Origin of the sequence: Amycolatopsis rifamycinica (assembly GCF_000695625.1) — a bacterium.
Classification (GTDB): domain Bacteria; phylum Actinomycetota; class Actinomycetes; order Mycobacteriales; family Pseudonocardiaceae; genus Amycolatopsis; species Amycolatopsis rifamycinica.
This window is the reverse complement of sequence record NZ_JMQI01000054.1, coordinates 1-21,488: the sequence shown is the minus strand read 5'-3', so window position 1 is coordinate 21,488 and position 21,488 is coordinate 1. Positions and strand designations below refer to the sequence as shown.

Sequence of the window (21,488 nt, the reverse complement as noted above, 5' to 3'; positions counted from 1 at the left end):
TCAGGCGGCGCAGTTCGCCAACGCGCGAGCGGCGTCGCGGCGGAACTGCTCGTCTTCGCGGAACGCCGCGCAGGCCCCGGACCACCGGAACCGTTCGTCCCGGGCCAGCAGCTCCCGCAGCACCGGGGCCACCTGCGGGGGCAGCGGCCCCAGCGTGGCCAGTGCCCGCACCGCCGCGAAATCCGCCGGAGTCCGCCTCGGCTTCGGCTCGGTGAGCACCGCCAGCGCCTCCGCGACGTCCCCGGTGCCCCGGGCGAGTGCGGTGGCGACCGCCAGCCGGTCCGGGCCGGTCGACGACGTCCAGGACTTCGCCCCGCACCGGAAGCCCGCTGTGCTCCGCGTGGCGAAGCAGTTCCGGAAGCGCCTCGGCGGCGGCCGGCTCCCACTGGCCCGGCAGCGGAACGAGGTGGTCGCGCAGATCCACGCCGCAGCACCCGCCCGTGCCGCCCGTGGCCAGGTCGGCGAGGGACACCGCCCACTCCGCTCGGCCGGGTTCCGCGTTCACCGCCGCAGCGTGGCGGCTTTCCCTCCCCGCCCACGGCTCATTCGGACGGGATGACCGCCCACATGATCAGGTAGGCCACGAACTGCGGCCCGGGCAGCAGGCAGGACAGCACGGCCAGCAGCCGCACGGTGCCGGGCTTCATGCCGTACCGCTGGGCCAGGCCCGCGCAGACGCCGGCGATCATGCGGCCGTGCCGCGGACGGGACAGCGAGCCCCTGGTGACCGGTGCGCTCATCGTCGTTTCCCTTTCCTCGAACTTCCGATACCGCCACTTCACCACTGGAGTACCCACTCCCGCATCGCTCGCGGGATGGATCGCGCCCTTAGGGGGAGGCAAATCCGAAAATCGTTCAGCCGGTCGCCGAAACCCGCGTTCCCGCCCCGGAAACCGCCTGAACTGCCCGTTCGCCCCGGGTGGCGGGAAAAAGAGTGAGAGATGTCCCCGTCAGGGCTGGTTTTTCCGCGTGATGTGGTGATACTTGCACCCCGTGTACCCGCGTCCGAAAAGCTTGGCCGTCGCGCTGCTCTGCGCCCTCCTCGCGGGTGGCTGCGCCACCACCCAGGCCGCGCCCGAGCCGGCTTCCGGGCCCACGCCGCTGACCGCCGCCGAGGCGCTCGGCGACTTCGGCAGTATCGACTACTGCAGCCTGCTCGACGTGCCCGCGGTGGCTCCCGGCGCGGTCGCCGTCCCGACGTTCGAGGACTGCCACGCCACCGCCGGCCCGCGCACGATCCTCGTCGGTCCGCTGGCCTTCGACTCCGACCCGAACATCAAGCCCTACGACTACGCCGGCCCGGTACCCGACGGCGTCGCGGTGCAGCAGTCGATGTTCAACGACCGCACCGCGTGCACCCGCGCCATCACCTTCGCCGACGGCAACCGGCTGGACCTGTCGGTCGCCGACGACACCGGCGACCAGGCCGCCCGCTGCGGCGTCGCGGACGCCGCCGTCGGCTCGGCGCTGGCCGCGATCACCGCGCACAAGGTCGGGCGGCTGGCGTTCCCGGAACGCTCGTGGGGCCGGGTCGCGCCGTGCGTCCCGCTCGACGACCACGACCTCGACGCCGCCGCCGGGCCCGGCAGCCGGCCGTCGATCGGGCTGTCCGGGCACAGCTGCATCCGCGGCAAGGTGAGCCTCAAGCTGACCGTGGAGACGACGGAACCGGCCGGCCCGGCCGAAAAGCTCGGCGGCCGCGACGCCCGCGTCCGGGTGGCGGGCGCGTTCTGCCTGGCCGACACCACCCAGCCGGCCCCCGGCCTGCCGGGCCACCGCGAACTGGCGGAGATCAGCGTGGTCGAGACGGCGGGCACGGCGGGCGACGCCACGTGCGCACTCGCCCGCAGCGCGGCGAACGCGATCTTCCCCCGCCTCCCCACCCCGTGACGCATCGTGAGTGGTAAGGCGGGTGGGAACCCGCCTTACCACTCACGACCGCGGCGGCGGACCTAGTCCTCGTAGGTGAGGTTCTTGCCGTTCGACGGGTCGAACAGCTTGATCTTGTCCGCGTCGTACCAGATTTCGAGGTCGGCGTTCTCCTTCGCCGACGACTCCGCCGACAACCGCGCCACGATCTGGGACTCCGCGCCCGGGACGTCGGACGAGCCGCTGTCCGCGGCCAGCTCGGCCAGCTCCTCGGCGGTCGCCGCTTCGCCTTCCAGCGTGAAGTGGGCGAACTTCTCCGAGCCCATCGACTCCAGCACGTCGATGTGCGCGGTGAAGGTGGCCCCGCCGGTCTTCTGGCCCGCCTCCACCAGCGCCGCGTCCTCGAAGTGCTCCGGCCGGATGCCGACGATGACGTCGCGGGGCGCGTTCGCCCGCTCCACCAGCTGCCGGACGCGGTCGGTCAGCGGCGTCGTGCCCAGCGCGCTGCGCAGCTCGTTGTTCTCCAGCGTCGCCGGGACGAAGTTCATCGACGGCGAGCCGATGAACCCGGCCACGAACAGGTTCGCCGGGTTGTCGTAGAGGAACTGCGGCGAACCGATCTGCTGCACGTACCCGGCCCGCAGCACCACGACCCGGTCGCCCAGGGTCATGGCCTCGGTCTGGTCGTGCGTGACGTACAGCGTCGTCGTGCCGAGCTGCTTCTGGATCTTCGACACCGACGTGCGCATCTGGCCGCGGAGCTTGGCGTCCAGGTTGGACAGCGGTTCGTCCATCAGGAACGCCTTCGGGCTCCGGACGATCGCCCGGCCCATCGCGACGCGCTGGCGCTGGCCACCGGAGAGGTTGGCCGGCTTGCGGTCCAGGTGCGCGGTCAGGTCGAGGATCTTCGCGGCCTCTTCGACCTTCGCCCGCACCGTCTTGTCGTCGACCTTGGCCAGCCGCAGCGGGAAGGCCATGTTCTCCCGGACGCTCATGTGCGGGTACAGCGCGTAGGACTGGAACACCATCGCGATGTCCCGGTCCTTCGGGGCCTTCTCGTTGACGCGCTTGCCGTCGATGCGCAGCTCGCCGGAGGAGATGTCCTCCAGGCCGGCCACCATGTTCAGCGTTGTCGACTTCCCGCAGCCGGACGGGCCGACCAGGATGATGAACTCGCCGTCGGCGATGGTGATGTCCACTTCGGACACGGCGAGGGCACCGTCGGGGTACTTCTTCGACACCTTGTCGAGCACGATCTCTGCCATAGCGCTACCCCTTCACCGCACCGGAGGTCAGCCCCGCCACGATGCGACGCTGGAAGAACAGGACGAACACGATGATCGGGATGGTGATCACGACCGCGGCCGCGCACACCTGCCCGGTCGGGTCCTCGAACTGCGAGGACCCGGTGAAGAACGACAGCGCCGCCGGCACCGTGCGCGACGCCGTGGTCGACGTCAGCGAGATGGCGAACAGGAAGTCGTTCCAGCAGAAGATGAACACCAGGATCGCCGTGGTGAACACGCCCGGCGCGGCCAGTGGCGCGATCACCCGGCGGAACGCCTGTGCCGGCGTCGCGCCGTCCATCTTCGCCGCCTTCTCCAGCTCCCACGGGATTTCCCGGAAGAACGCCGACAGCGTGTAGATCGACAGCGGCAGCGCGAACGTGATGTAGGGCAGGATCAGCCCCGGCCACGTGTCGAACAGGCCCAGGTTCCGCTCGATGTTGAACAGCGGCGTCACCAGCGACACCTGCGGGAACATCGCGATCAGCAGCGACAGCCCGACGAGCACCTGCTTGCCGGGGAAGTCGAGCCGGGCGATCGCGTACGCGGCCATCGTGCCCAGCACCACCGCGATCACCGTGGAGATGATCGCGATGCCGATCGAGTTCACCAGTGCCAGCAGGAACTCCGAGGTCTGGAAGATGTCCGCGTAGTTCTGCCAGGTCCACTCCTGCGGGATGAAGCTCCCGTCGGTCAGCGTGTCCTTGGTCTTGAACGACAGCGAAACCACCCAGAGCACCGGCACCAGCGCGAACACCAGCACGAGGATGTCGACGAGGCCCCACCTGGCCTTGCGGCCCGTCGTGACGGTTCCCATCACCATCAGCGCTTACCCCCGTTGTCCGAGCCGGGTGCGGCGGTGCCGAACACCTTGATGAAGATGAAGGCGATGATCGCCACCGTGATGAAGATCAGCACCGCCATCGTCGACCCGATCCCGAGGTTGAGCCCCTTGACCAGGTTGTTGTAGGTCTGCATGGACACCGAGCCGGTGTCCTGCGCGCCGCTGGTGAGCACGTAGATGTTGTCGAAGATGCGGAACGCGTCGAGCGTGCGAAACAGCAGCGCGACCAGGATCGCCGGCTTCATCACCGGCAGCATCACCTTCGTGAACCGCTGCCACGCGCTCGCGCCGTCCATCGCCGCGGCCTTGAGCAGGTCGTCCGGCACCAGGGCCAGCCCGGCCATCAGCAGCAGCGCCATGAACGGCGTGGTCTTCCACACCTCGGCGCCGATGATGATGAACAGCGACGGCCACTGGTCGGTCAGCGGAGCCGCGTCGGCGGAGAGGAAGTTCGCCAGGTAGCCGGTCTTCGGCGTCCAGGCGTAGTACCACGAGAACGCCGCGACGACCGTGACGATGCCGTACGGGATCAGGGCGACGGTGCGGACCAGGCCGCGGCCGACGAGCGTCCGGTGCATGACCAGCGCCAGCGCCATGCCCAGCACGAACTCGATCGCGACCGAGACCACGGTGAGGAACATCGTGGTGCCGAACGCGGTCCACCAGTACGAACTGGACAGCACGGCGCCGTAGTTGTCGAAGCCGACGAACTCCTGCTGCGCCGGGAAGCGCAGGTCGTACCGTTGCAGCGACAGCCAGATCGAGTAGAGGATCGGGTAGCCGGTGACCGCGATCATCACGATGAACGCGGGCGCGCACAGCCACAGCCCGAGCCGCCGCTCGGCCTTCTTCCCTTCGGACAGGACGGGTTTGCCCTGCTTACGGGCCGTCGCCTCCGCGGCGACCGTGGCCCCGGTGGTTTCGGCCGGGGTCGAGTCCTGGACGGTCACGGGATCACTCCCTTCGACTGGAGCGCGTCACCGAGCTGCTCGCGCAACTTGGCCGCGGTGGCCTGCGGGTCGATGCCCGACGGCGGCGAAAGGATCTTCGACATGACCGTCGAGGCGTTCTGGTACGCCGGGGTCAGCGGGCGCACCGCGGCGGTCTTGAGCGCGGCGAGGATCGCCTCGCGCATCGGGTACTGGGTCGCCATGTTCGGGTTGTCGGCCGAAGCCGGCTTGCCCGGGTCGAGCGGGACGTCGTCGTGGTACACCGACTCGATGCTCGGCGGCACGCCGTCGTTGATCGCGGAGATCTTCTGGCTTTCCGGGCTGCGCAGGCACAACGCCGCCTCGAAGGCCTCCGGCTTGTGCTGCGAGTAGGTGCTCACGGCCAGGTCGAACCCGCCGATCGTGGTCCGGGCGGGCACCCCGGGCGCGGCCGCCGGGTAGACCGCCCACTTGAAGTGCGGGAGGTCCGCCTTCTTGTCCTTGGCGTAGGCGGCGTAGACGTACGGCCAGTTCAGCTGGAACGCGGCCTGGCCGCGCTGGAACGCCTGCCGGATGTCGTCTTCCTTCATGTTGCTCAGCGACGGGTCGGTGAGCCCGGAGGTCGAGACGTTCTTCAGCAGCTCCAACGCCTTCACGGCGCCTTCGTCCATCACGACGGACTTGCCGTCGTCGGAGAGGATGTGCCCGCCCATCGACGCGACCAGCGTGTTGTAGAAGACGACCAGGCCTTCGTACTGAGCGCCGGTGAACACGATCTCGTAGGGCTTGCCCTGCCCCTTGAGCTCCTGGGCCTTCCGCATCATCTCGTCCCAGGTCGCCGGCGGCTTCGGCGTCACCCGGTCGTCGTACCAGAGCAGCTGGACGTTGGTGTTCTTCGTGGCCGCGTACAGCTTCCCGTTGTGGGTCGCGGTGTCCAGCGGTCCCTGCAGCACGCCCTGGGTGGCCTCGGCCTTGTTCCGGCCGGTCCACTCCTCGGCCCAGCCGGCTTCGGCGAACTCCGAAACCCAGGTGACGTCGAGGCCGAGGATATCCATGGCCGGGTCGCCCGCGGCCAGCCGGCGCGCCATCTGCAGCCGCTGGTCGTCCGCCCCGCGCGGCAGCTTGTTGTAGATGATTTCGTACTTGCCGGCCGCCTTCGCGTTGCAGCCGTCGACCACCTTCTGGAAGTTGTCCTCGGGTGACATGTACACGTTGATCTTGAGCCCGGAGCTCGTCGCACAGCCGGCGAGCATGCCGGTCACCAATGCCCCTGCCCCCAGCAGGACGGCGGTGCGGCCGGGCGACCGTCCTCGTTTGCCCGCGCCGATCCTCTTCCCCATCAGGCCTCCTCACCCGCGTGCACGCCGGTTACCGCGGTACCCCCTGGGGCACCGCGACGCGATGAGGCGAAACCGCGCCAGCACCCCGACGTGCTAGTGCTCGGGCCGCCGCGCTGGTGGGGCGAGGCCGCCCGACTGGTGTCGGCCAACTTATGCCGGGCGATCACACCCCGCAAGCAGTATCGGTAACGATCCAGTGCACCGCGCGTCGAATCGTGATTTTTCCGTGCTGGCGGCGGAGTTTCTCAGGGGTTCGCGGACGGCGGTTTCAGCGCGAGCTTGGCGAGCAGCTCCCGGCCCCGCTCGGCCGAGCGCGGCTGGCACAGCACGTCGTAGCGGCCGGCGACGAGCTGGCTCGCCGAGGAGAAGTCCCGGCGGCCCCGCGACATGCTGTACCCGATCGCGGCGAACATCAGCCCGGACAGCACCCCGAGCACCAGCCCGGTGAGCACCTGCAGTGCGAACCCCTGGTTGACGAACAACCCGAGCAACAGCCCCGCGAACAGGCCGAACCAGGCCCCGGACACCGCGCCGGTGCCGAGCACGCGGCCCCAGCTGAGCTTGCCGATCACGCGCTCGACGAGCATCAGGTCGACCCCGACGATCGTGACGTCGCCGACGGCGAACTCGCTGTCGGCGAGGAAGTCGACCGCCTTCTGCGCCTCGCCGTAGGTCGCGTACGACCCGATCGGCCAGCCGGTCGGCGGCGTCGGCAGCCGCGGCAGGCCACCGGGCGCCCGCCCCCCGCCAAAGGGACTACTCACCATCATCACCTGCGCACTCGTGGGTCCGGGCGTCCATCTTGTCAAGAACGCCCGGACGGTGCGAGCCCGCTTACCCCGAACGGCCCGGCGGTCGTTTGTCGACAGAGCGACAAGTCGCTCGTCCCCTGGGCACTTTCACGTGAAAGTGGCGCCGGGTCGGGTCAGGAGCGGGACTTGTACTCCCGCAGCAGGCCGCGGCTGATGATGGTCTTCTGGATTTCGCTGGTGCCTTCGCCGATCAGCAGGAACGGCGCTTCGCGCATGAGGCGCTCGATCTCGTACTCCTTCGAGTACCCGTAGCCGCCGTGGATGCGGAACGCGTCCTGCGTCACCTCCGCGCAGTACTCGGACGCGATCAGCTTCGCCATCCCGGCCTCGACGTCGTTGCGCGCGCCGGAGTCCTTGAGGCGGGCCGCGTTCACCATCATCAGGTGCGCGGCCTCGACCTTGGTCGCCATCTCGGCCAGCTTGAACGCCACGGCCTGGTGCTCGGCGATCGCCTTGCCGAACGTCTTGCGCTGCTGGGCGTACTCCACCGCCAGCTCGAACGCCCGGATCGCGATGCCGCACGCGCGCGCCGCGACGTTGACGCGGCCGACCTCGACACCGTCCATCATGTACGCGAAGCCCTTGCCCGGCGCCTCGCCGAGCACCATGTCGGCACCGATCTTGAAGCCGTCGAAGACCGCTTCGGTCGTGTCGACGCCCTTGTAGCCCATCTTGTCGATCTTGCCGGGAATGGTGAGCCCGGGCGCCACCTCGCCGAAGCCCTCCGGCTTCTCGACCAGGAACGTGGTCAGGTTCTGGTGGGGCTTCTCCGCGCCCTCGTCGGTCTTGACCAGCAGCGCGATCAGGTTGGACGACCCGCCGTTCGTCAGCCACATCTTCGAGCCGTCGATGACGTAGCCGTCGCCCTCGCGCTTGGCCCTCGTCTTGATCGCGGCGACGTCCGAGCCGAGGTCGGGTTCCGACATCGAGAACGAGCCGCGGACCTCGCCGGTGGCCATCCGCGGCAGGAAGTGCCGCTTCTGCGCCTCGGTGCCGTGGCGGGAGATCATGTGCGCCACGATGAAGTGGGTGTTGATCACGCCGGACACGCTCATCCAGCCCCGCGCGATCTCCTCGACGACCAGCGCGTAGGTCAGCAGCGACTCGCCGAGCCCGCCGTAGGCCTCCGGGATCGTGATCCCGAACAGGCCCATCTCCTTCATGCCCGCGACGATGTCGGCGGGGTAGGTGTCGGCGTGCTCGAGCTCCTGCGCGTGCGGGATGACCTCCTTGTCCACGAACTGGCGGACGGTCGCGAGGATCTCCGACTGCACGTCGGTGAGGCCGGCGGTCTGGGCGAGACGGGCCATCACGGCTCCCTTTCCGGAATACGACGCCGCTCCCGGCGCTGGGTTACCGGTGAGTATGACCCGAAAGCCCCGACCCTGCTATGAGGGCGCTCACGCTGGGCGGGTCCGGCCCCGTAAAGTGCGCTGGGAGGGGAGAGATCATGACTTATCCGCAGGACCCGAACAACCCGTACGGCCAGCCGCCGTCGGGTGGCTACCCGCAGCCCGGCTACGGCCAGCAGTACCCGAGCGGCGGCTACCCGCAGTTCCCCGCCTACCCGGGGATGCAGGCCCCGCCGAGGGAAGGTTCGGGGCTCGCGGTCGGCGCGCTCGTCTGCTCGATCCTCGGCGTCGTCCTGTGCTTCCTGGTGGGCATCGCGGGCATCATCATGGGCCACATCGCCCACGGCAAGGCGAAGCGCGGCGAGGCCGAAGGCCAGGGCGTCGCGCTGGCGGCGATCATCGTGGGGTACGCCGGGATCGCGCTCAACTTCGCGTTCCTCGCCCTCGGATTCGCCCTCGGCTACCTGGGCTACGCGTGACCGGGACACCGTTGGCTTCCCACCCGCACCGAGGGGAACCGTCATGACCGACCCGACCGGGGACAAGGACCGCCCGGCCACCGACCCGACCGTGGCGTACGACCCGCCGCCGGCGGCGGGCCCGGCGCCGTACGAGCCGGAGAACTACGACCCGCCGTCGCCCGACGCCACGATCGCCGTGCCTTCGGACCCGGCGTCTGCGGACCCAGCGCATTCGAACCCGGCGTCTTCGGACGCCGGGGCCGAGGCGGCCACCACGGCCGCCGAAGTTCCCGCCGCCGAGGCGGCCGCCGGCCCGACCGTCAGCGCGGAACAGCCCGGGCAGCTGCCGCCGGGAGCGTACGAAACCCCGGCGGCCTACATCCCCGGCACGCCGTACACCGCCCCGGGGCAGCCGATCCCCTCGGTCTACCAGCAGCAGCCGCATCAGCCCTTCGCGGCGCCGGCGCCGTACGGCAGGCCCGCGCCGTTCGGCCAGCCGTACGCGGCGCCGCGCACGCAGGACAACGCGCTGGCGATCGGCGCCCTCGTGTGCTCGATCCTCGGCTTCTGCTCCGGCCTCACCGCGATCGCCGGGCTCGTCATGGGCCACATCGCGCTGAGCAAGACCAACCGCGGCGAAGGCGGCGGCCGCGGGCTGGCCACGGCCGCCGTGATCGTCGGCTACGTCGTGATCGCCCTCTGGGTCGGGTTCATCGCGACGATGATCATCCTGGGCGCGAACGGCTCCCTGGACAACTAGTCCGCCGACGGCAGCACCGCGTCGCCGGGGCTGCGCGGCGACGACGTCGCGTGGCCGTTCACCTCCGGCTTCGGCTCGATCGCCTCCGGCGCCGGCTCGGCCTCGGCCCGCGGCGCCGGGGCGGCCGGCTTCGGCGTCTGCGCGTCGAGGAACCGCAGCAGCTCCACCGGGAACGGCAGCACCAGCGTCGAGTTCTTCTCCGACGACACCTGCACGACCGTCTCCAGCAGCCGCAGCTGCAACGCCGCCGGGGTGTCGGCCATCTGCGCGGCGGCCTGCGAGAGCTTGTACGACGCCTGCAGCTCACCGTCGGCGGAGATGACGCGCGCGCGCCGTTCCCGCTCCGCCTCGGCCTGCCGTGACATCGAGCGCTTCATCGCCTCCGGCAGCGCGACGTCCTTGATCTCGACGCGGTCGATGTGGATGCCCCAGTCCAGCGCCGGGCTGTCGATCATCAGCTCCAGGCCCTCGTTGAGGCGCTCACGGTTGGACAGCAGGTCGTCGAGGTCGCTCTTGCCGATGATCGAGCGCAGCGACGTCTGCGCGACCTGGCCGACCGCCGACCGGTAGTCCTGCACGTTGACCGCCGCGACGACCGGGTCGATGACCTTGAAGTAGACGACCGCGTCGACCCGGACCGTGACGTTGTCGCGCGTGATGCCGTCCTGGGCGGGGATCGGCATGGTCACGATCTGCATGTTGACCTTCTGGAGCCGGTCCGCGAACGGCACGAGCACCGCCAGCCCGGGTTCGCGGACCCGCGACTTCACCCGCCCGAACCGGTAGATCAGCCCGCGTTCGTACTGCTTGACGACGCGCACGCTCGACGCGAGCCAGACTCCGCCCGCGAGGACGACGGCGCTGAGGATCTCCACCACCATGGCTGCTCCCGGGGTTGCGTTTCCCCCTGAAAACCCAGCGTACGCTCGCCGGGGACCTGACGAAACGCGCTGGACGCGGCGGCCAGACTGAGGGGGTGACCGACCTTCGCGTCCCGCCGTTGTTCGCCGCCCGCGCGCCCCGGGTGCTCGGCGAGGAGGCCGTCCCGTGGCTGGCCGCCCTGCCGGACCTCGCCGCGGAGTACGCCCGGAAGTGGGGGTGTGCGTTCGAGGGCGCCGCCATGCACGGTTACGTCGGCGTGGTCCAGCCCGCGCGGCTGGCCGACGGCACGCCGGTGGTGCTGAAGCTGGGCTGGCGCGACGAGGAGTCCGCCGACGAGCCGCTGGCACTGTCCACTTGGGCCGGTCGCGGTGCGGTGCGGTTGCTGGAATCCGCGCCGGACGACGGCGTGCTGCTGCTCGAACGGCTCGACGCCGGGCGCACGCTCGACAACCTCCCGCTGCGCTCGGCGATCCCGGTCATCGGCGGCCTGGCGCGGCGCCTGGCCGTCCCGGCACCGGCGTCGATGCGACGGCACCTGCGTTCCGAAGCCGGGTCTCTCGTCGAAGAGCTCCCCCGCCGCTGGGCCACACTCGGCGAACCGTTCGACAAGCGGCTGGTCGACGACGCCGTGGCGATCTGCCGCGAGCTCGGGCCGTCGGCGGGTGAACTGCTGGTGAACGAGGACCTGCACTTCCAGAACGTCCTGGCCGGCACGCGCGAGCCGTGGCTCGTCATCGACCCGAAGCCGTTGGCGGGCGACCTCGAGTGGGGCGTCATCCCGCTGTTCTGGAACCGCTTCAGCGAGTCCACACTGGACGAACGGTTCGCGCTGATCGTCGCTTCGCAGGAGCTGGACGCCGACAAAGCGCGCGCCTGGACGCTCGTGCGGGCCGTGCAGAACTGGATCTGGATGCTCGAAGAGTACGAGGAATCCGGCGAAGACAGCGACGACCCGGCCTTCGTCACAGTGACATCCGGGGCTTCGCCCCGAGCCGGGGGCTCCGCCACCCGGACCCCCGAAAGACCGGTGGCGGAAATCGCTACCTGGGCAGCCAGCCGATAGTGTCGACGGCATGGCCGCCGTCAACAGGGTTTTCGCAGCTCAGCTGTCCGGGTTGCCGGTGTTCGGCCCCGACGGCGAGTCGATCGGCCGCGTCCGCGACCTGGTCGCCGGGCTGCGCCTGGACGCGCAGCCGCCGCGGATCCTCGGCCTGGTCGTCGAACTGAGCACGCGGCGGCGCGTCTTCGTCCCGATGCTGCGGGTCACCTCGATCGAGCCGACCGCCGTGACGCTCGCCACCGGCTCGGTCAACATGCGCCAGTTCAACCAGCGCCCCAACGAGGTCCTGGTGCTCGGCCAGCTGCTCGACGCGCACGCCACGCTGGCCGGCTCGGACACCCGGATCACCGTCGTCGACGCCGGGATGGAGCCGACCCGCACCCGCGACTGGGTGCTGGCCAAGCTCGCCATCCGGGAACGGCGCCTCGGGCTCGGCCGCCGCCGCGCGGCCATGCAGGTGCTGCCGTGGTCGGAGGTGGCCGGGCTCGGCCTGACCGACCTCACCGGCCAGCCCCAGGGCGCGGGCCAGCTGCTCATGCTGTTCGACACGATGCGCCCGGCCGACATCGCCGCGACCGTGCGCGACCTGCCGCTGAAGCGGCGGCACGAGGTCGCCGACGCGATGGACGACGAGCGCCTCGCCGACGTCATCGAGGAACTGCCGGACGACGACCAGAAGGAACTGCTGGCCTACCTGGCCGAGGAGCGCGCCGCCGACGTCCTGGAGGCGATGAACCCGGACGACGCGGCCGACCTGCTGGCCGAGCTGGCTCCGGCCGAGCAGAGCCGGCTGCTGGAGCTGATGGAGCCGGCGGAGTCGGCGCCGGTCCGGCGGCTGCTGGAGTACTCGTCGGACACCGCGGGCGGCCTGATGACGCCGGAGCCGGTGGTGCTGACCCCGGACACGACGATCGCCGAGGCGCTGGCCCACATCCGCAACGCCGAGCTGCCGCCGGCCCTGGCCAGCATGGTGTTCGTCTGCCGCCCGCCGACCGCGACGCCGACCGGGCGCTACGTCGGCGTCGTCCACTTCCAGCGCCTCCTGCGGGAGCCGCCGGCGGAGCTGGTGGCCAGCGCCGTGGACACCGGGCTCCCGCCGCTGAAACCGGGGGCCTCGCTGGCCGAGGTCACGCGGTACTTCGCGGCCTACAACCTGACCTGCGGGCCGGTCATCGACGCCGAGGACCACCTGATCGGCGCGGTCACCGTCGACGACGTCCTCGACCACCTGCTGCCCGAAGACTGGCGGGAGACCGGGCTGCACGACACCTTGGAGGAAGACCGTGCCTGAGCTGACTTCGGGACGGCGGCTCGATCAGCCCCGCGGCCAGAACCGGTTCAGGCTGAACATCGACCCGGACACCTTCGGCCGGCTGTCGGAGCGGCTGGCGCGGTTCCTCGGCACCGGGAAGTACCTGTTCTGGCAGACGCTGATCGTCATCGTCTGGATCGTGCTGAACATCACCGCGGTGTCGCTGCAGTGGGACCCGTACCCGTTCATCCTGCTCAACCTGGCCTTTTCGACCCAGGCGGCGTACGCGGCGCCGTTGATCCTGCTGGCGCAGAACCGGCAGGACGACCGCGACCGCGTCTCCCTGGAGGAGGACCGGAACCGGGCCGCCCAGACGAAGGCGGACACGGAGTACCTGGCCAGGGAGCTGGCGGCGTTGCGCCTGGCGGTCGGCGAGGTGGCGACGCGCGACTACCTCCGCAGCGAGCTGGACCGGCTGCGGGAGGACCTGTCCATCCAGCCCAGGAAGTCCCGCACTCCTACCGGCTCGTAACATGGATGGGGTGACCAGTACCCAGCAGCTCCCCAGCGTCGACGATGTCCGCAGCGCGCTGAAGAGCGTGCAAGATCCCGAGATCCGGAAACCCATCACGGACCTGGGGATGGTCAAGGACGTGGTCGTCGGCGCCGACGGCGTGGTCACGGTCGGGATCTACCTGACGGTCGCGGGCTGCCCCCTCAAGGCGACGCTGACCAACGACACGAAGGCAGCGGTCTCGAAGCTCCCCGGCGTCGCCGACGTGCGGGTCGAGCTGGACGTGATGAGCGACGAGCAGCGCTCCGAGCTGCGGAAGTCCCTGCGCGGCGACGCGGCGGAGCCGGTGATCCCGTTCGCCCAGCCGGGCTCGCTGACCCGGGTGTACTGCGTGGCCTCGGGCAAGGGCGGCGTGGGCAAGTCGTCGGTCACGGTGAACCTGGCCGCGGCGATGGCCGAGCGCGGGCTGTCGGTGGGGGTCGTGGACGCGGACATCTACGGCCACTCGATCCCCCGCATGCTGGGCGCCCGCGAGAAGCCGACCAAGGTCGACACGATGATCATGCCGCCGCAGTCCCACGGCGTGAAGGTGATCTCGATCGGCATGTTCACCCCGGGCAACACCCCGGTGGTCTGGCGCGGCCCGATGCTGCACCGGGCGCTGCAGCAGTTCCTGGCGGACGTGTTCTGGGGCGACCTGGACATCCTCCTGCTGGACCTGCCGCCGGGCACGGGCGACATCGCCATCTCGGTGGCCCAGCTGATCCCCAACGCGGAGATCCTGGTGGTGACGACCCCCCAGCAGGCGGCGGCCGAGGTGGCCGAGCGAGCCGGGGCGATCGCGCTGCAGACGCGTCAGCGCGTGGCGGGGGTCATCGAGAACATGTCCTGGCTGGAGCAGCCGGACGGCTCCCGCCTGGAGCTGTTCGGCTCGGGCGGCGGTCAGGCGGTGGCGTCGTCGCTGTCGAAGTCGATCGGGTCCGAGGTGCCGCTGCTGGGCCAGGTGCCGATGGACCCCCGGATGGTGTCCCAGGGCGACGCGGGGACGCCGCTGGTGCTGGCGGAGCCGGAGGCCCCGGCGTCGGCGGTGCTGAAGGAAGCGGCGAAGAAGCTGACGGTCCGGGCGCGCGGGCTGGCCGGGATGATGCTGAACGTGACGCCGGCGGGGCGCTGAGCGGTCGACGGCGGGTTCGCGGCCGGAGCACCCGCCTCCAGCCGCGGCACTCCCCGGGGACCGTCCAGCCAGGCGGCGTTTCGTATCAGGTCGCGTCCGGGTCGATCGGCGGCCGCTCGCCCGGCTTGAGCGGCTCCGGTGCCGACTGGGTCTGCCCGGCCAGGTAGCCGTTCGAGCCGTTGGTCCCGTTCGCCGGGGTGCTGCTGCCGTTCGTGATGCCCTTCAGGCCCAGCGGATCGGCGTCGCCGTCGAACAGGTGCTGCGTCACGACCCGCTTCGGGTCGAAGTTCCGGAGTCCGCGGAGGTCTTCCAGCGGCTTGCGCAGCTGGTCGAACTCCGGGCCCATCTCCTCGCGGAGCTGTTCCTTCGCGCCGGTCGCGAACTCGCGGACCTTGCGCACGCTCTTCGCGAGCCAGGACGCCGCCTCGGGCAGCCGTTCCGGGCCGAGGATGAACAGACCGGCGATGATCAGGACGAGGATTTCGCCCCATCCGACGCTCTCGAACACCAGTCAACCTCCGAAGATGAACCTACCCGCCCAGGGTACCCGTCACCCGCCGCGCTCCGGCAGGCCGAACGCGGGAACTCAGTCGGAAGCCAGGGTTACGTCGACGACGAAACCGGCGCCGTCGCGGGCCAGCGACACCGGCACCACCTCGCCGACGTCGTGCGCGCGGACCGCGACCGTCAGCTCCGCGGAGTCGCGGACCAGCCGGTTGCCGATCTTCGTGATGACGTCGCCTTCCTTGATGCCCGCGTTCGCCGCCGGGCCGCCGGGCGCGACGTTCTTCACCTGCGCACCCATCGTCGACGAGCCGGCGACCGTCGACGACGCGTTGATGCCGATGTCGGCGTGCTGGACCTTGCCGTCCTTGATCAGCGCCTTGGCGATCTTGATCGCGTAGTCGCTCGGGATGGCGAAGCCGATGCCGATGCTGCCGCCGTCCGCGCCCGACGAGCGGATCGACGAGTTGATGCCGACGAGCGCGCCGGTGGAGTCGACGAGCGCGCCGCCGGAGTTGCCGTGGTTGATGGCGGCGTCGGTCTGGATGGCCTCGTAGGTGACCGGCGGGGCGCCGTTGTCGCCGCCCGCGGTGATCGGCCGGTTCAGCGCGCTGACGATGCCGGCGGTCACCGAGTTCTGCAGCGCCAGCGGCGAGCCGATGGCCATCACGGTGTCGCCGACCTGCAGGTCCGCGGACTTGCCGATCTGCAGCACGGTCGGGTTGGTGACGTTGACCTTGACGACGGCGAGGTCGGTCTTCTGGTCGGCGCCGACGAGCTTCGCCTCGGTGCGCGTGCCGTCGAAGAAGACGGCCGTGACCTTGACGCCCGGGTCCGCGGCGGCGGAGGCGATGACGTGTTCGTTGGTGAGGACGTAGCCCTGCGGGTCGATCACGACGCCGGAGCCCTGCTCACCGGACTCGGCACCGGGCTTGAACACCTCGAGCGAGACGACGGCGGGCGCGACGCGCTTGGCGATCTCGGCGACGGACCCGGCGGGGCGTTCCTTGCCGGCCTCGGCTTCGGAGATGGTGGCGGAGCCGGTGAGCCCGCTCCCGGTGTCGGCGGCCCACCACCCGACGAACCCGCCCGCGGCGCCGATGAGCAGCGCGACGACCCCGAGCAGGACGAGCGCCTTGGGTTGCACCCGCCGTCCGAAGAGCACCTCGGGCAGGCTGAGCAGCGCCCCGGGGGGCCGTTTCACGGGCTTTTCGTCGTCTTCGGTGGCCACGGCGGGCCCGGCGAGCACGGCGGCGGCCCCGGGATCCCGCCACGGGTCCCGCGTCCCGGCCCACAGCGGCGGTTCGGCATCGGGAGCGGCCCCGGTGGCTTCCCGCGGCCGTTCGAGAAGGACCCCTTCGGCCCCGGGCGGCCGCCGGAAGGCCTCGGCGAGCGACTCGGGCGCGGGCGGCGCGAGGTTGACGCCGTTGGTCTTCTGCGGGGAGTAGAGCTGGTCGAACGCCCCGTCGACACCCTGCGGCCTGCCGAACACGGCGGCCTGCGCCGGATCGACGGCCGGCCGCGCGAGCGGCCGCGGGCCCAGCCGGTCGGCTTCACGCGCGCCGGGCTGCTCGGGATTCACGTTCGGCTCGGTCATCATTCCCCGGTGCAGAAGATCAGGTGGCTGGGCGTGACGATACCCAAGCCCAGTGCTCCGAGTCTGCCGGTCCACGGGTGAAGTGGCTGTTTCTTGGGCGCCTCGTCCACAGGCCGGCACCGATGTGGACACGGCGGCTGGGAGGGGCCGTGAACGGCGGTTTTCGTCCGGGGGTGGCGATAGGCTGGATATGGGCACGCCCCCCAGGGAGGGCGGGGCTGCGCTGAGGGCGGGGCTGCGCTGAGGGCGGGGCTGCGCTGAGGGCGGGGCTGCGCTGAGGGCGGGGCTGTGCCGAGAGAGGCAGCGAAGAACGCCCCAGCCGCCACCTGGCCCTGCACGATCAGCGGCCGATCGAGCGAGCCAAGCCGAGCCGCGCCGATCGAGCGAGCCCAAGCCGAACCGCTGAGACCCGCCATACCCACCGCGCGTCGGCCAGCTCCGCCACCGAGGGCACCCAGCCTGGCCGCCCCAAGCTCACTCCACCGAAGCGCCTCGCCGGGCTGAAGGTCACCCCCGGACACACCGAAGGCCGCCGCGGACAACGTCCGCAGCGGCCTTCACAGTCCTCTCAGCGGATGCCCGCCGGCACCGCCGCCGGTGTCGTCGTGGCCGGGGTCGAAAGCGGGGCCGGTTGCTGGGGCACCGCCATCTGGGCCGGCAGCAGGTTCGCCGGCTGGGGTGCTCCGCCGCCCGTCTCCGGGGATCCGTCGCCGTCCGCCGATGTTCCCACCAGCGCCAATGCGCTCAGGACCAGGCCCGACACCACGACGCCCGCTCCCTGCGCGGCGCGGCGCTTGAACCGGCCGCCGCCGAGGACGTTCGGTGACTGGCCCAGCGGGGCCGATGATCCCAACGGCGCCACACCGCCCAGCACGCCCGAATCGCGCAGGCCCGCGACCCGGTCGGGGCGCTGGACCGCGACCAGCTGGCCGTCCGCGGTGATCGCCAGGTTGTCCGGGGTGCTCGGCAGTTCCGTGTGCTGCGGGATCGACTGCAGGCTCGCCAGGAACCCCGCCGACATCGACGGCGCGCCCGCGCGGCGGATCGCCTCGACCGTCTGACGCTGCGCGCGGACCTCCGCCGCGCACGCCGTGCAGCGGGTGATGTGCGACGCCGCGCGGTCACGTGCGCCGTGGGACAGCTCGCCGTCGACGAACGCCACCACGACGTCCGGCAGCAGGTGCGACTCGGGAAGTGCCCAGCCTCGCGGTGCGGTCATACCGTCACCTTCGCAGACTGCGGTCCGTAAGCGCGACGACGCTCGAGCGACGCGCGCAGCGCCTGACGGCCGCGGTGGATGCGGCTGCGGACAGTGCCCAGCTTAACACCCAGTGTCGCGCCGATCTCCTCGTACGACAGCCCTTCGACGTCACAGAGCACCACGGCGGCGCGGAACTCCGGGGGCAGCTCGTCGAGCGCCGCCTGCAGGTCCGGGTCCAGGTGGGTGTCCGTGTAGACCTGCTCGGGGCTCGGGTCGTCGCCCACGATGCGGTCGGTGTCCTCGGGCAGGCCCTCCATCCGCACGCGCGAGCGGCGGCGGGCCATGTCGAGGAACAGGTTGGTGGTGATCCGGTGCAGCCAGCCCTCGAACGTGCCGGGCTTGTAGGACGCCAGCGAGCGGAAGACCCGGATGAAGGTCTCCTGCGTGAGGTCCTCGGCGTCGTGGGTGTTGCCGGTCAGGCGGTAGGCGAGCCGGTAGACGCGGTCACCGTGTTCGCGCACGACCTCGTCCCAGGACGGCGGCGTCCAGACCGCCTCGTCCAGGGTCACCGGCTCAGCCCCGGCATCGGCAACGGCGTTCTGCATCGCGGGAGCAGGCACCTCCATCAGCGTTTCTCCTGTCTGCTCCACCCAACGCGGGCCCTCGGCACGGTGTTCCCGTGTGTCCGGATTTCAGTCTTTCCGGCTTCCTTATGGTTCTAGTGAGACTGGACTGAGAGCAGGCTGAGAACTTCTTCACGGGTGCTTACCAGGGAGCCTGCGCGGATTTATCGACAACCAACGCTAACCTCCCTGCGTGAACACGCCCACCCCTGCGGCCGCACCGGCCGATTCCGGGTTCGTCGACGGGTACCTGCCCGACGACGAGGTGCTGTCCTCGGCGCGGGCACGGGCCGAGGACCTGGGCTGCACCCCGCTCAGCGAGGGTGCGGGAGCGACGCTGCGCTTCCTGGCCGCGACGCTGTGCGCGAAAGCCGTGGTCGAGGTCGGCACCGGAGCGGGGGTGAGCGGCCTGAGCCTGCTGCGCGGCATGGCCCCCGACGGCGTGCTGACCTCGATCGACGTGGAGCCGGAGTACCAGCGGGCGGCGCGCACGGCGTTCCGCGAGGCCGGCTTCGCGCCCGGCCGCACCCGCTTGATCATCGGTCGCGCCCTCGACGTGCTGCAGCGCCTCACCCCGGGTGGCTACGACCTGGTGTTCGTCGATTCGGCGCACATCGAGTACCCCGGCTGCTACGAGCTGGGCGTGTCGCTGCTGCGGCGCGGCGGGATCATCGCGTTCCACAACGTGCTGGCCGGCGGGCGGGTGATCGACCCGGCGCACCGCGATCCGGAGACGCTGGCGCTGCGCGAGGTGGCGCGGGCGTTCCGGGAGGACGAACGCCTGGTCCCGGCCCTGCTGCCGGTGGGCGGCGGGCTGCTGGTCGGCGCGGCCACCTGAGTCGTTGTCCACAACTCGGCTCGGCTGTGGACAACTCGCTGTTCGCGAGGGGTCTGGCCGGTGGGGGTCGATAGACTGGACCTGGGGACGCCCCCCGGTGAGGGTGGGGGCTCGGCTGTGGACAACAACAGAGCGCCAAGCCTCAACCCACCTCCACCAGCTCGAGCCGCCCGGCTCGGACCCGCGTCCCGGCCACCACCGCGGCCACCGCCAGCAGCAGCCACACCGCCACCACCGCGATCAGCCACGACCACCCCGCGTGCCCGTACACCCAGGCCCCCGCGGCCCCGCCGACGCTGCTGCCCAGGTAGTACGTCGCCGTGTACGTTCCGCCCACCTGGCCTCGGGCGGTCTCCGGGGCGTCCGCCGCCGCCCAGCCGTTCGCCACCGCGTGGGCCGCGAAGAACGCGCACGTCAGCACCAAGAAGCCCGCGATCACGAGCGGCAACGAGTCCGGCAGGGTCAGCGCCGCGCCGGCTGCCGTCAGCAGCAACGCGCCGATCAAGGCCCGTCGGCGGCCCACCCGGGCCACCAGCCGTCCGGCCGCCGCCGAGGACACCGAGCCCGTCGCGTAAGCCAGGAACACCAGTGACGCCACCGCCGGCGACAGCCCCAACGGCGAACCGGTCAGCCGGAAGCCCGCCGCGTTGTAGAGGGCGACGAACGAGCCCATCGCCAGCAGCGCCACCGCGTACTGGGCCAGCAGGACCGGCTTGCTCAGCGCCGTCAGCAGCCCTCGCCCGACGCCGTGGACACGGCCGGGACGAGTACCTGGCGGCAGCGTCACGACCGTGATCGCCGAGCACACCGCACCCACGCCCGCCACGACCAGCAGCGCGCCGCGCCAGCCGAGGGGGCCCGCCGTGAACCCGCTGGCCAGCCTGCCCAGCATGCCGCCGACCGTGTTGCCCGCGATCATCGCGCCCACCGCCGCCGCGACGCCCGCGCGGCCGAGGCGTTCGGCCAGGTAGGCCGCCGCCACGCCCGGGAAGCCGGCGATCGCGACGCCCTGCAGCGCGCGCAGGACGAGCAGGGCCGGGTACGTCGGCATCAGCGGCAGCAGCAGGCCGCACACGACCGACGCGATGACCGACGTCAGGATCACCGGGCGGCGACCGACCACCTCGGACAGCGCCGCGATGGGCAGGACCGCGATGGCGAGCGCGCCCGTCGCGACGCTCACCGCGAGCGCCGCGCCGCCCGGGTCGAGGTGGTACTGCGCCGCCAGCTGCGGCAGGACCGGCTGGGGCGCGTAGAGCAGGGCGAACGAGGAAATCCCGGCCGCGGCGACGGCGGTCTTGACTCGGCGGGTGGAAGTCACTTCCTGAAAGTAAGCAGGCCTAATCAATACGTCTAATGCATCCGGGTGGCAGAATCGATGCGGTGACGTATGACTCGCTGTCCGCGCAGGTCGCGCCCCACCTGCCGTTGCTCGCCGCCCTGCGGGAGACGAGGAACGTCACACGCGCGGCCGAACTGCTGGGTGTGCCGCAGCCCACCGTGAGCCGGCGGCTCGCCGCGCTGGCGGACGCGCTGGGTGCGCCGCTGACGGTCCCGGACGGCCGCGGCATCCGGCTGACGCGGGCCGCGGAACTGCTGGCCGAGGCGGCCGAGCGCGGGCTGGCGGCGGTCGGCACCGGCGTCCGGCTGGCGCGCGAGGAGGTGTCGCCGGAGTCGGGCCACGTCGTGCTGGGGTTCCTGCACCTGCTCGGGCGATCGCTGGTGCCTTCGCTGCTGCGCGGGTACCGGGCGCGCTACCCGGGCGTGCGGTTCACGCTGGTCCAGGGCTCGCGGCAGGACATGGTCGACCGGCTGGCGGGCGGCGAGCTGGACCTGGCCCTGGTGGCGCCGCTGCCCGACGTGCCGGCGCTGGCCTGCGCGGGGCTGGTGGACGAGGAGATCCTGCTGTCGGTCCCGGCGGGCCACCGGCTGGCGGGACGCCGCGAAGTGCGGGTGGCGGAGCTCGCGGAAGAGGAGTTCGTGCTGCTCGAGCCGGGGTACGGCGTCCGGACGCTGACGGACGAGCTCTGCGCGGCGGCGGGCTTCACGCCGCGGATCGCGTTCGAGGGCCAGGAGTCGGACACCGTGCGCGGCCTGGTGGCGGCCGGGCTGGGCGTGGCGCTGCTGCCGCGGTTCGGGCCGGGCACGCCGGCGGGGGTGGCGGAGGTGCCGCTGTCGCCCCCGCCGTAC

23 protein-coding genes are annotated in these 21,488 nt (G+C 71.2%); 9 read left to right on the top strand and 14 right to left on the bottom strand.

The annotated features are described in order from the left end of the window. Together DV20_RS25150 and DV20_RS25140 are read right to left on the bottom strand one after the other, a co-directional pair. Complete coding sequence (locus tag DV20_RS25150; protein ID WP_043784329.1) at positions 1-219, bottom strand: hypothetical protein; 219 nt, start codon at positions 217-219, stop codon at positions 1-3. A gap of 323 nt (positions 220-542) precedes the next feature. Further along, complete coding sequence (locus tag DV20_RS25140) at positions 543-740, bottom strand: PspC domain-containing protein (RefSeq protein WP_043784486.1); 198 nt, start codon at positions 738-740, stop codon at positions 543-545. A 286-nt stretch (positions 741-1,026) separates the two neighbouring features. On the opposite strand from DV20_RS25140, the gene DV20_RS25135 reads away from it, so the two are divergent. Continuing rightward, positions 1,027-1,890 carry a hypothetical protein gene (locus tag DV20_RS25135; RefSeq protein ID WP_043784484.1) on the top strand — a complete coding sequence of 288 codons (864 nt, stop codon included), beginning with the start codon at positions 1,027-1,029 and terminating at the stop codon, positions 1,888-1,890. Between the two features lie 62 nt (positions 1,891-1,952). Here the strand turns inward: DV20_RS25135 and DV20_RS25130 are convergent, their stop codons facing one another. From DV20_RS25130 to DV20_RS25105, 6 genes are all read right to left on the bottom strand, one after another. Beyond that, positions 1,953-3,134 (bottom strand): ABC transporter ATP-binding protein, encoded by a 1,182-nt coding sequence (locus DV20_RS25130; RefSeq protein WP_043784326.1) that lies wholly within the window; start codon positions 3,132-3,134, stop codon positions 1,953-1,955. Between the two features lie 4 nt (positions 3,135-3,138). Continuing rightward, positions 3,139-3,978 (bottom strand): carbohydrate ABC transporter permease, encoded by an 840-nt coding sequence (locus DV20_RS25125; protein ID WP_043784325.1) that lies wholly within the window; start codon positions 3,976-3,978, stop codon positions 3,139-3,141. Continuing rightward, entirely contained in the window at positions 3,978-4,949 is a 972-nt protein-coding gene (locus DV20_RS25120; protein ID WP_043784323.1) for a carbohydrate ABC transporter permease, read from the bottom strand. The genes DV20_RS25125 and DV20_RS25120 overlap by 1 nt, the downstream gene beginning before the upstream one ends. Continuing rightward, on the bottom strand, positions 4,946-6,268 hold the full coding sequence (locus DV20_RS25115; protein ID WP_043784322.1) for an ABC transporter substrate-binding protein: 1,323 nt from the start codon (positions 6,266-6,268) through the stop codon (positions 4,946-4,948). Before DV20_RS25115 ends, DV20_RS25120 begins: the two co-directional genes overlap by 4 nt. A gap of 245 nt (positions 6,269-6,513) precedes the next feature. After that, on the bottom strand, positions 6,514-7,038 hold the full coding sequence (locus DV20_RS25110) for a general stress protein (protein WP_043784321.1): 525 nt from the start codon (positions 7,036-7,038) through the stop codon (positions 6,514-6,516). A 155-nt stretch (positions 7,039-7,193) separates the two neighbouring features. Continuing rightward, a complete protein-coding gene (locus tag DV20_RS25105) occupies positions 7,194-8,390 on the bottom strand; it encodes an acyl-CoA dehydrogenase family protein (protein WP_043784319.1) in 1,197 nt (398 codons plus the stop codon). A 140-nt stretch (positions 8,391-8,530) separates the two neighbouring features. On the opposite strand from DV20_RS25105, the gene DV20_RS25100 reads away from it, so the two are divergent. Further along, positions 8,531-8,911 carry a DUF4190 domain-containing protein gene (locus DV20_RS25100; protein ID WP_043784318.1) on the top strand — a complete coding sequence of 127 codons (381 nt, stop codon included), beginning with the start codon at positions 8,531-8,533 and terminating at the stop codon, positions 8,909-8,911. 43 nt (positions 8,912-8,954) lie between these two features. Further along, entirely contained in the window at positions 8,955-9,653 is a 699-nt protein-coding gene (locus DV20_RS25095) for a DUF4190 domain-containing protein (protein WP_043784316.1), read from the top strand. Here the strand turns inward: DV20_RS25095 and DV20_RS25090 are convergent. Next, on the bottom strand, positions 9,650-10,534 hold the full coding sequence (locus DV20_RS25090) for an SPFH domain-containing protein (protein ID WP_043784315.1): 885 nt from the start codon (positions 10,532-10,534) through the stop codon (positions 9,650-9,652). The two genes, DV20_RS25095 and DV20_RS25090, sit on opposite strands and share 4 nt — an antisense overlap. A gap of 95 nt (positions 10,535-10,629) precedes the next feature. Between DV20_RS25090 and DV20_RS25085 the strand changes: the two genes are divergently transcribed. The 4 genes from DV20_RS25085 to DV20_RS25070 are packed head-to-tail and all read left to right on the top strand — an operon-like array spanning position 10,630 to position 14,535. Next, positions 10,630-11,598, top strand: coding sequence for an aminoglycoside phosphotransferase family protein (locus tag DV20_RS25085; RefSeq protein ID WP_043784313.1), 969 nt, complete (start codon positions 10,630-10,632; stop codon positions 11,596-11,598). A gap of 10 nt (positions 11,599-11,608) precedes the next feature. Continuing rightward, on the top strand, positions 11,609-12,886 hold the full coding sequence (locus DV20_RS25080) for a magnesium transporter MgtE N-terminal domain-containing protein (RefSeq protein ID WP_043784312.1): 1,278 nt from the start codon (positions 11,609-11,611) through the stop codon (positions 12,884-12,886). Then, entirely contained in the window at positions 12,879-13,379 is a 501-nt protein-coding gene (locus DV20_RS25075) for a DUF1003 domain-containing protein (protein ID WP_043784310.1), read from the top strand. Before DV20_RS25080 ends, DV20_RS25075 begins: the two co-directional genes overlap by 8 nt. Positions 13,380-13,389: 10 nt before the next feature. Further along, complete coding sequence (locus DV20_RS25070) at positions 13,390-14,535, top strand: Mrp/NBP35 family ATP-binding protein (protein WP_043784481.1); 1,146 nt, start codon at positions 13,390-13,392, stop codon at positions 14,533-14,535. Positions 14,536-14,620: 85 nt separating this feature from the next. Here DV20_RS25070 and tatB read toward each other — a convergent pair whose 3' ends face one another. The 4 genes from tatB to sigE form a co-directional block, all read right to left on the bottom strand. After that, entirely contained in the window at positions 14,621-15,043 is a 423-nt protein-coding gene (tatB, locus tag DV20_RS25065; RefSeq protein ID WP_043784308.1) for a Sec-independent protein translocase protein TatB, read from the bottom strand. A 78-nt stretch (positions 15,044-15,121) separates the two neighbouring features. Then, positions 15,122-16,639: a trypsin-like peptidase domain-containing protein gene (locus DV20_RS25060; RefSeq protein ID WP_043784306.1), complete on the bottom strand. Its 1,518-nt coding sequence runs from the start codon at positions 16,637-16,639 to the stop codon at positions 15,122-15,124. Between the two features lie 565 nt (positions 16,640-17,204). Beyond that, entirely contained in the window at positions 17,205-17,855 is a 651-nt protein-coding gene (locus DV20_RS25055; RefSeq protein WP_043784305.1) for an anti-sigma factor family protein, read from the bottom strand. Further along, positions 17,852-18,463 (bottom strand): RNA polymerase sigma factor SigE, encoded by a 612-nt coding sequence (sigE, locus tag DV20_RS25050; protein WP_043784303.1) that lies wholly within the window; start codon positions 18,461-18,463, stop codon positions 17,852-17,854. The genes DV20_RS25055 and sigE overlap by 4 nt, the downstream gene beginning before the upstream one ends. Positions 18,464-18,653: 190 nt before the next feature. Between sigE and DV20_RS25045 the strand changes: the two genes are divergently transcribed. Continuing rightward, the gene (locus tag DV20_RS25045) at positions 18,654-19,298 is read left to right on the top strand and encodes an O-methyltransferase (RefSeq protein WP_043784302.1); all 645 of its coding nucleotides are present in this window, start codon (positions 18,654-18,656) and stop codon (positions 19,296-19,298) included. A 142-nt stretch (positions 19,299-19,440) separates the two neighbouring features. Here DV20_RS25045 and DV20_RS25040 read toward each other — a convergent pair whose 3' ends face one another. Further along, positions 19,441-20,619, bottom strand: coding sequence for an MFS transporter (locus DV20_RS25040; protein ID WP_043784300.1), 1,179 nt, complete (start codon positions 20,617-20,619; stop codon positions 19,441-19,443). Positions 20,620-20,654: 35 nt separating this feature from the next. On the opposite strand from DV20_RS25040, the gene DV20_RS25035 reads away from it, so the two are divergent. Then, positions 20,655-21,488 (top strand): LysR family transcriptional regulator (locus DV20_RS25035; RefSeq protein WP_407638349.1); only part of this gene is annotated, 834 nt, incomplete at its 3' end.

Bases quoted from the DNA above. Each gene is read 5' to 3' on its own strand.
- DV20_RS25115 (WP_043784322.1), bottom strand. From the start codon at position 6,268: ATGGGGAAGAGGATCGGCGCGGGCAAACGAGGACGGTCGCCCGGCCGC.
- DV20_RS25125 (WP_043784325.1), bottom strand. From the start codon at position 3,978: ATGGTGATGGGAACCGTCACGACGGGCCGCAAGGCCAGGTGGGGCCTC.
- DV20_RS25095 (WP_043784316.1), top strand. From the start codon at position 8,955: ATGACCGACCCGACCGGGGACAAGGACCGCCCGGCCACCGACCCGACC.
- DV20_RS25110 (WP_043784321.1), bottom strand. From the start codon at position 7,038: ATGATGGTGAGTAGTCCCTTTGGCGGGGGGCGGGCGCCCGGTGGCCTG.
- sigE (WP_043784303.1), bottom strand. From the start codon at position 18,463: ATGGAGGTGCCTGCTCCCGCGATGCAGAACGCCGTTGCCGATGCCGGG.
- DV20_RS25100 (WP_043784318.1), top strand. From the start codon at position 8,531: ATGACTTATCCGCAGGACCCGAACAACCCGTACGGCCAGCCGCCGTCG.
- DV20_RS25090 (WP_043784315.1), bottom strand. From the start codon at position 10,534: ATGGTGGTGGAGATCCTCAGCGCCGTCGTCCTCGCGGGCGGAGTCTGG.
- DV20_RS25105 (WP_043784319.1), bottom strand. From the start codon at position 8,390: ATGGCCCGTCTCGCCCAGACCGCCGGCCTCACCGACGTGCAGTCGGAG.
- DV20_RS25060 (WP_043784306.1), bottom strand. From the start codon at position 16,639: ATGATGACCGAGCCGAACGTGAATCCCGAGCAGCCCGGCGCGCGTGAA.
- DV20_RS25130 (WP_043784326.1), bottom strand. From the start codon at position 3,134: ATGGCAGAGATCGTGCTCGACAAGGTGTCGAAGAAGTACCCCGACGGT.
- DV20_RS25140 (WP_043784486.1), bottom strand. From the start codon at position 740: ATGAGCGCACCGGTCACCAGGGGCTCGCTGTCCCGTCCGCGGCACGGC.
- DV20_RS25080 (WP_043784312.1), top strand. From the start codon at position 11,609: ATGGCCGCCGTCAACAGGGTTTTCGCAGCTCAGCTGTCCGGGTTGCCG.
- DV20_RS25055 (WP_043784305.1), bottom strand. From the start codon at position 17,855: ATGACCGCACCGCGAGGCTGGGCACTTCCCGAGTCGCACCTGCTGCCG.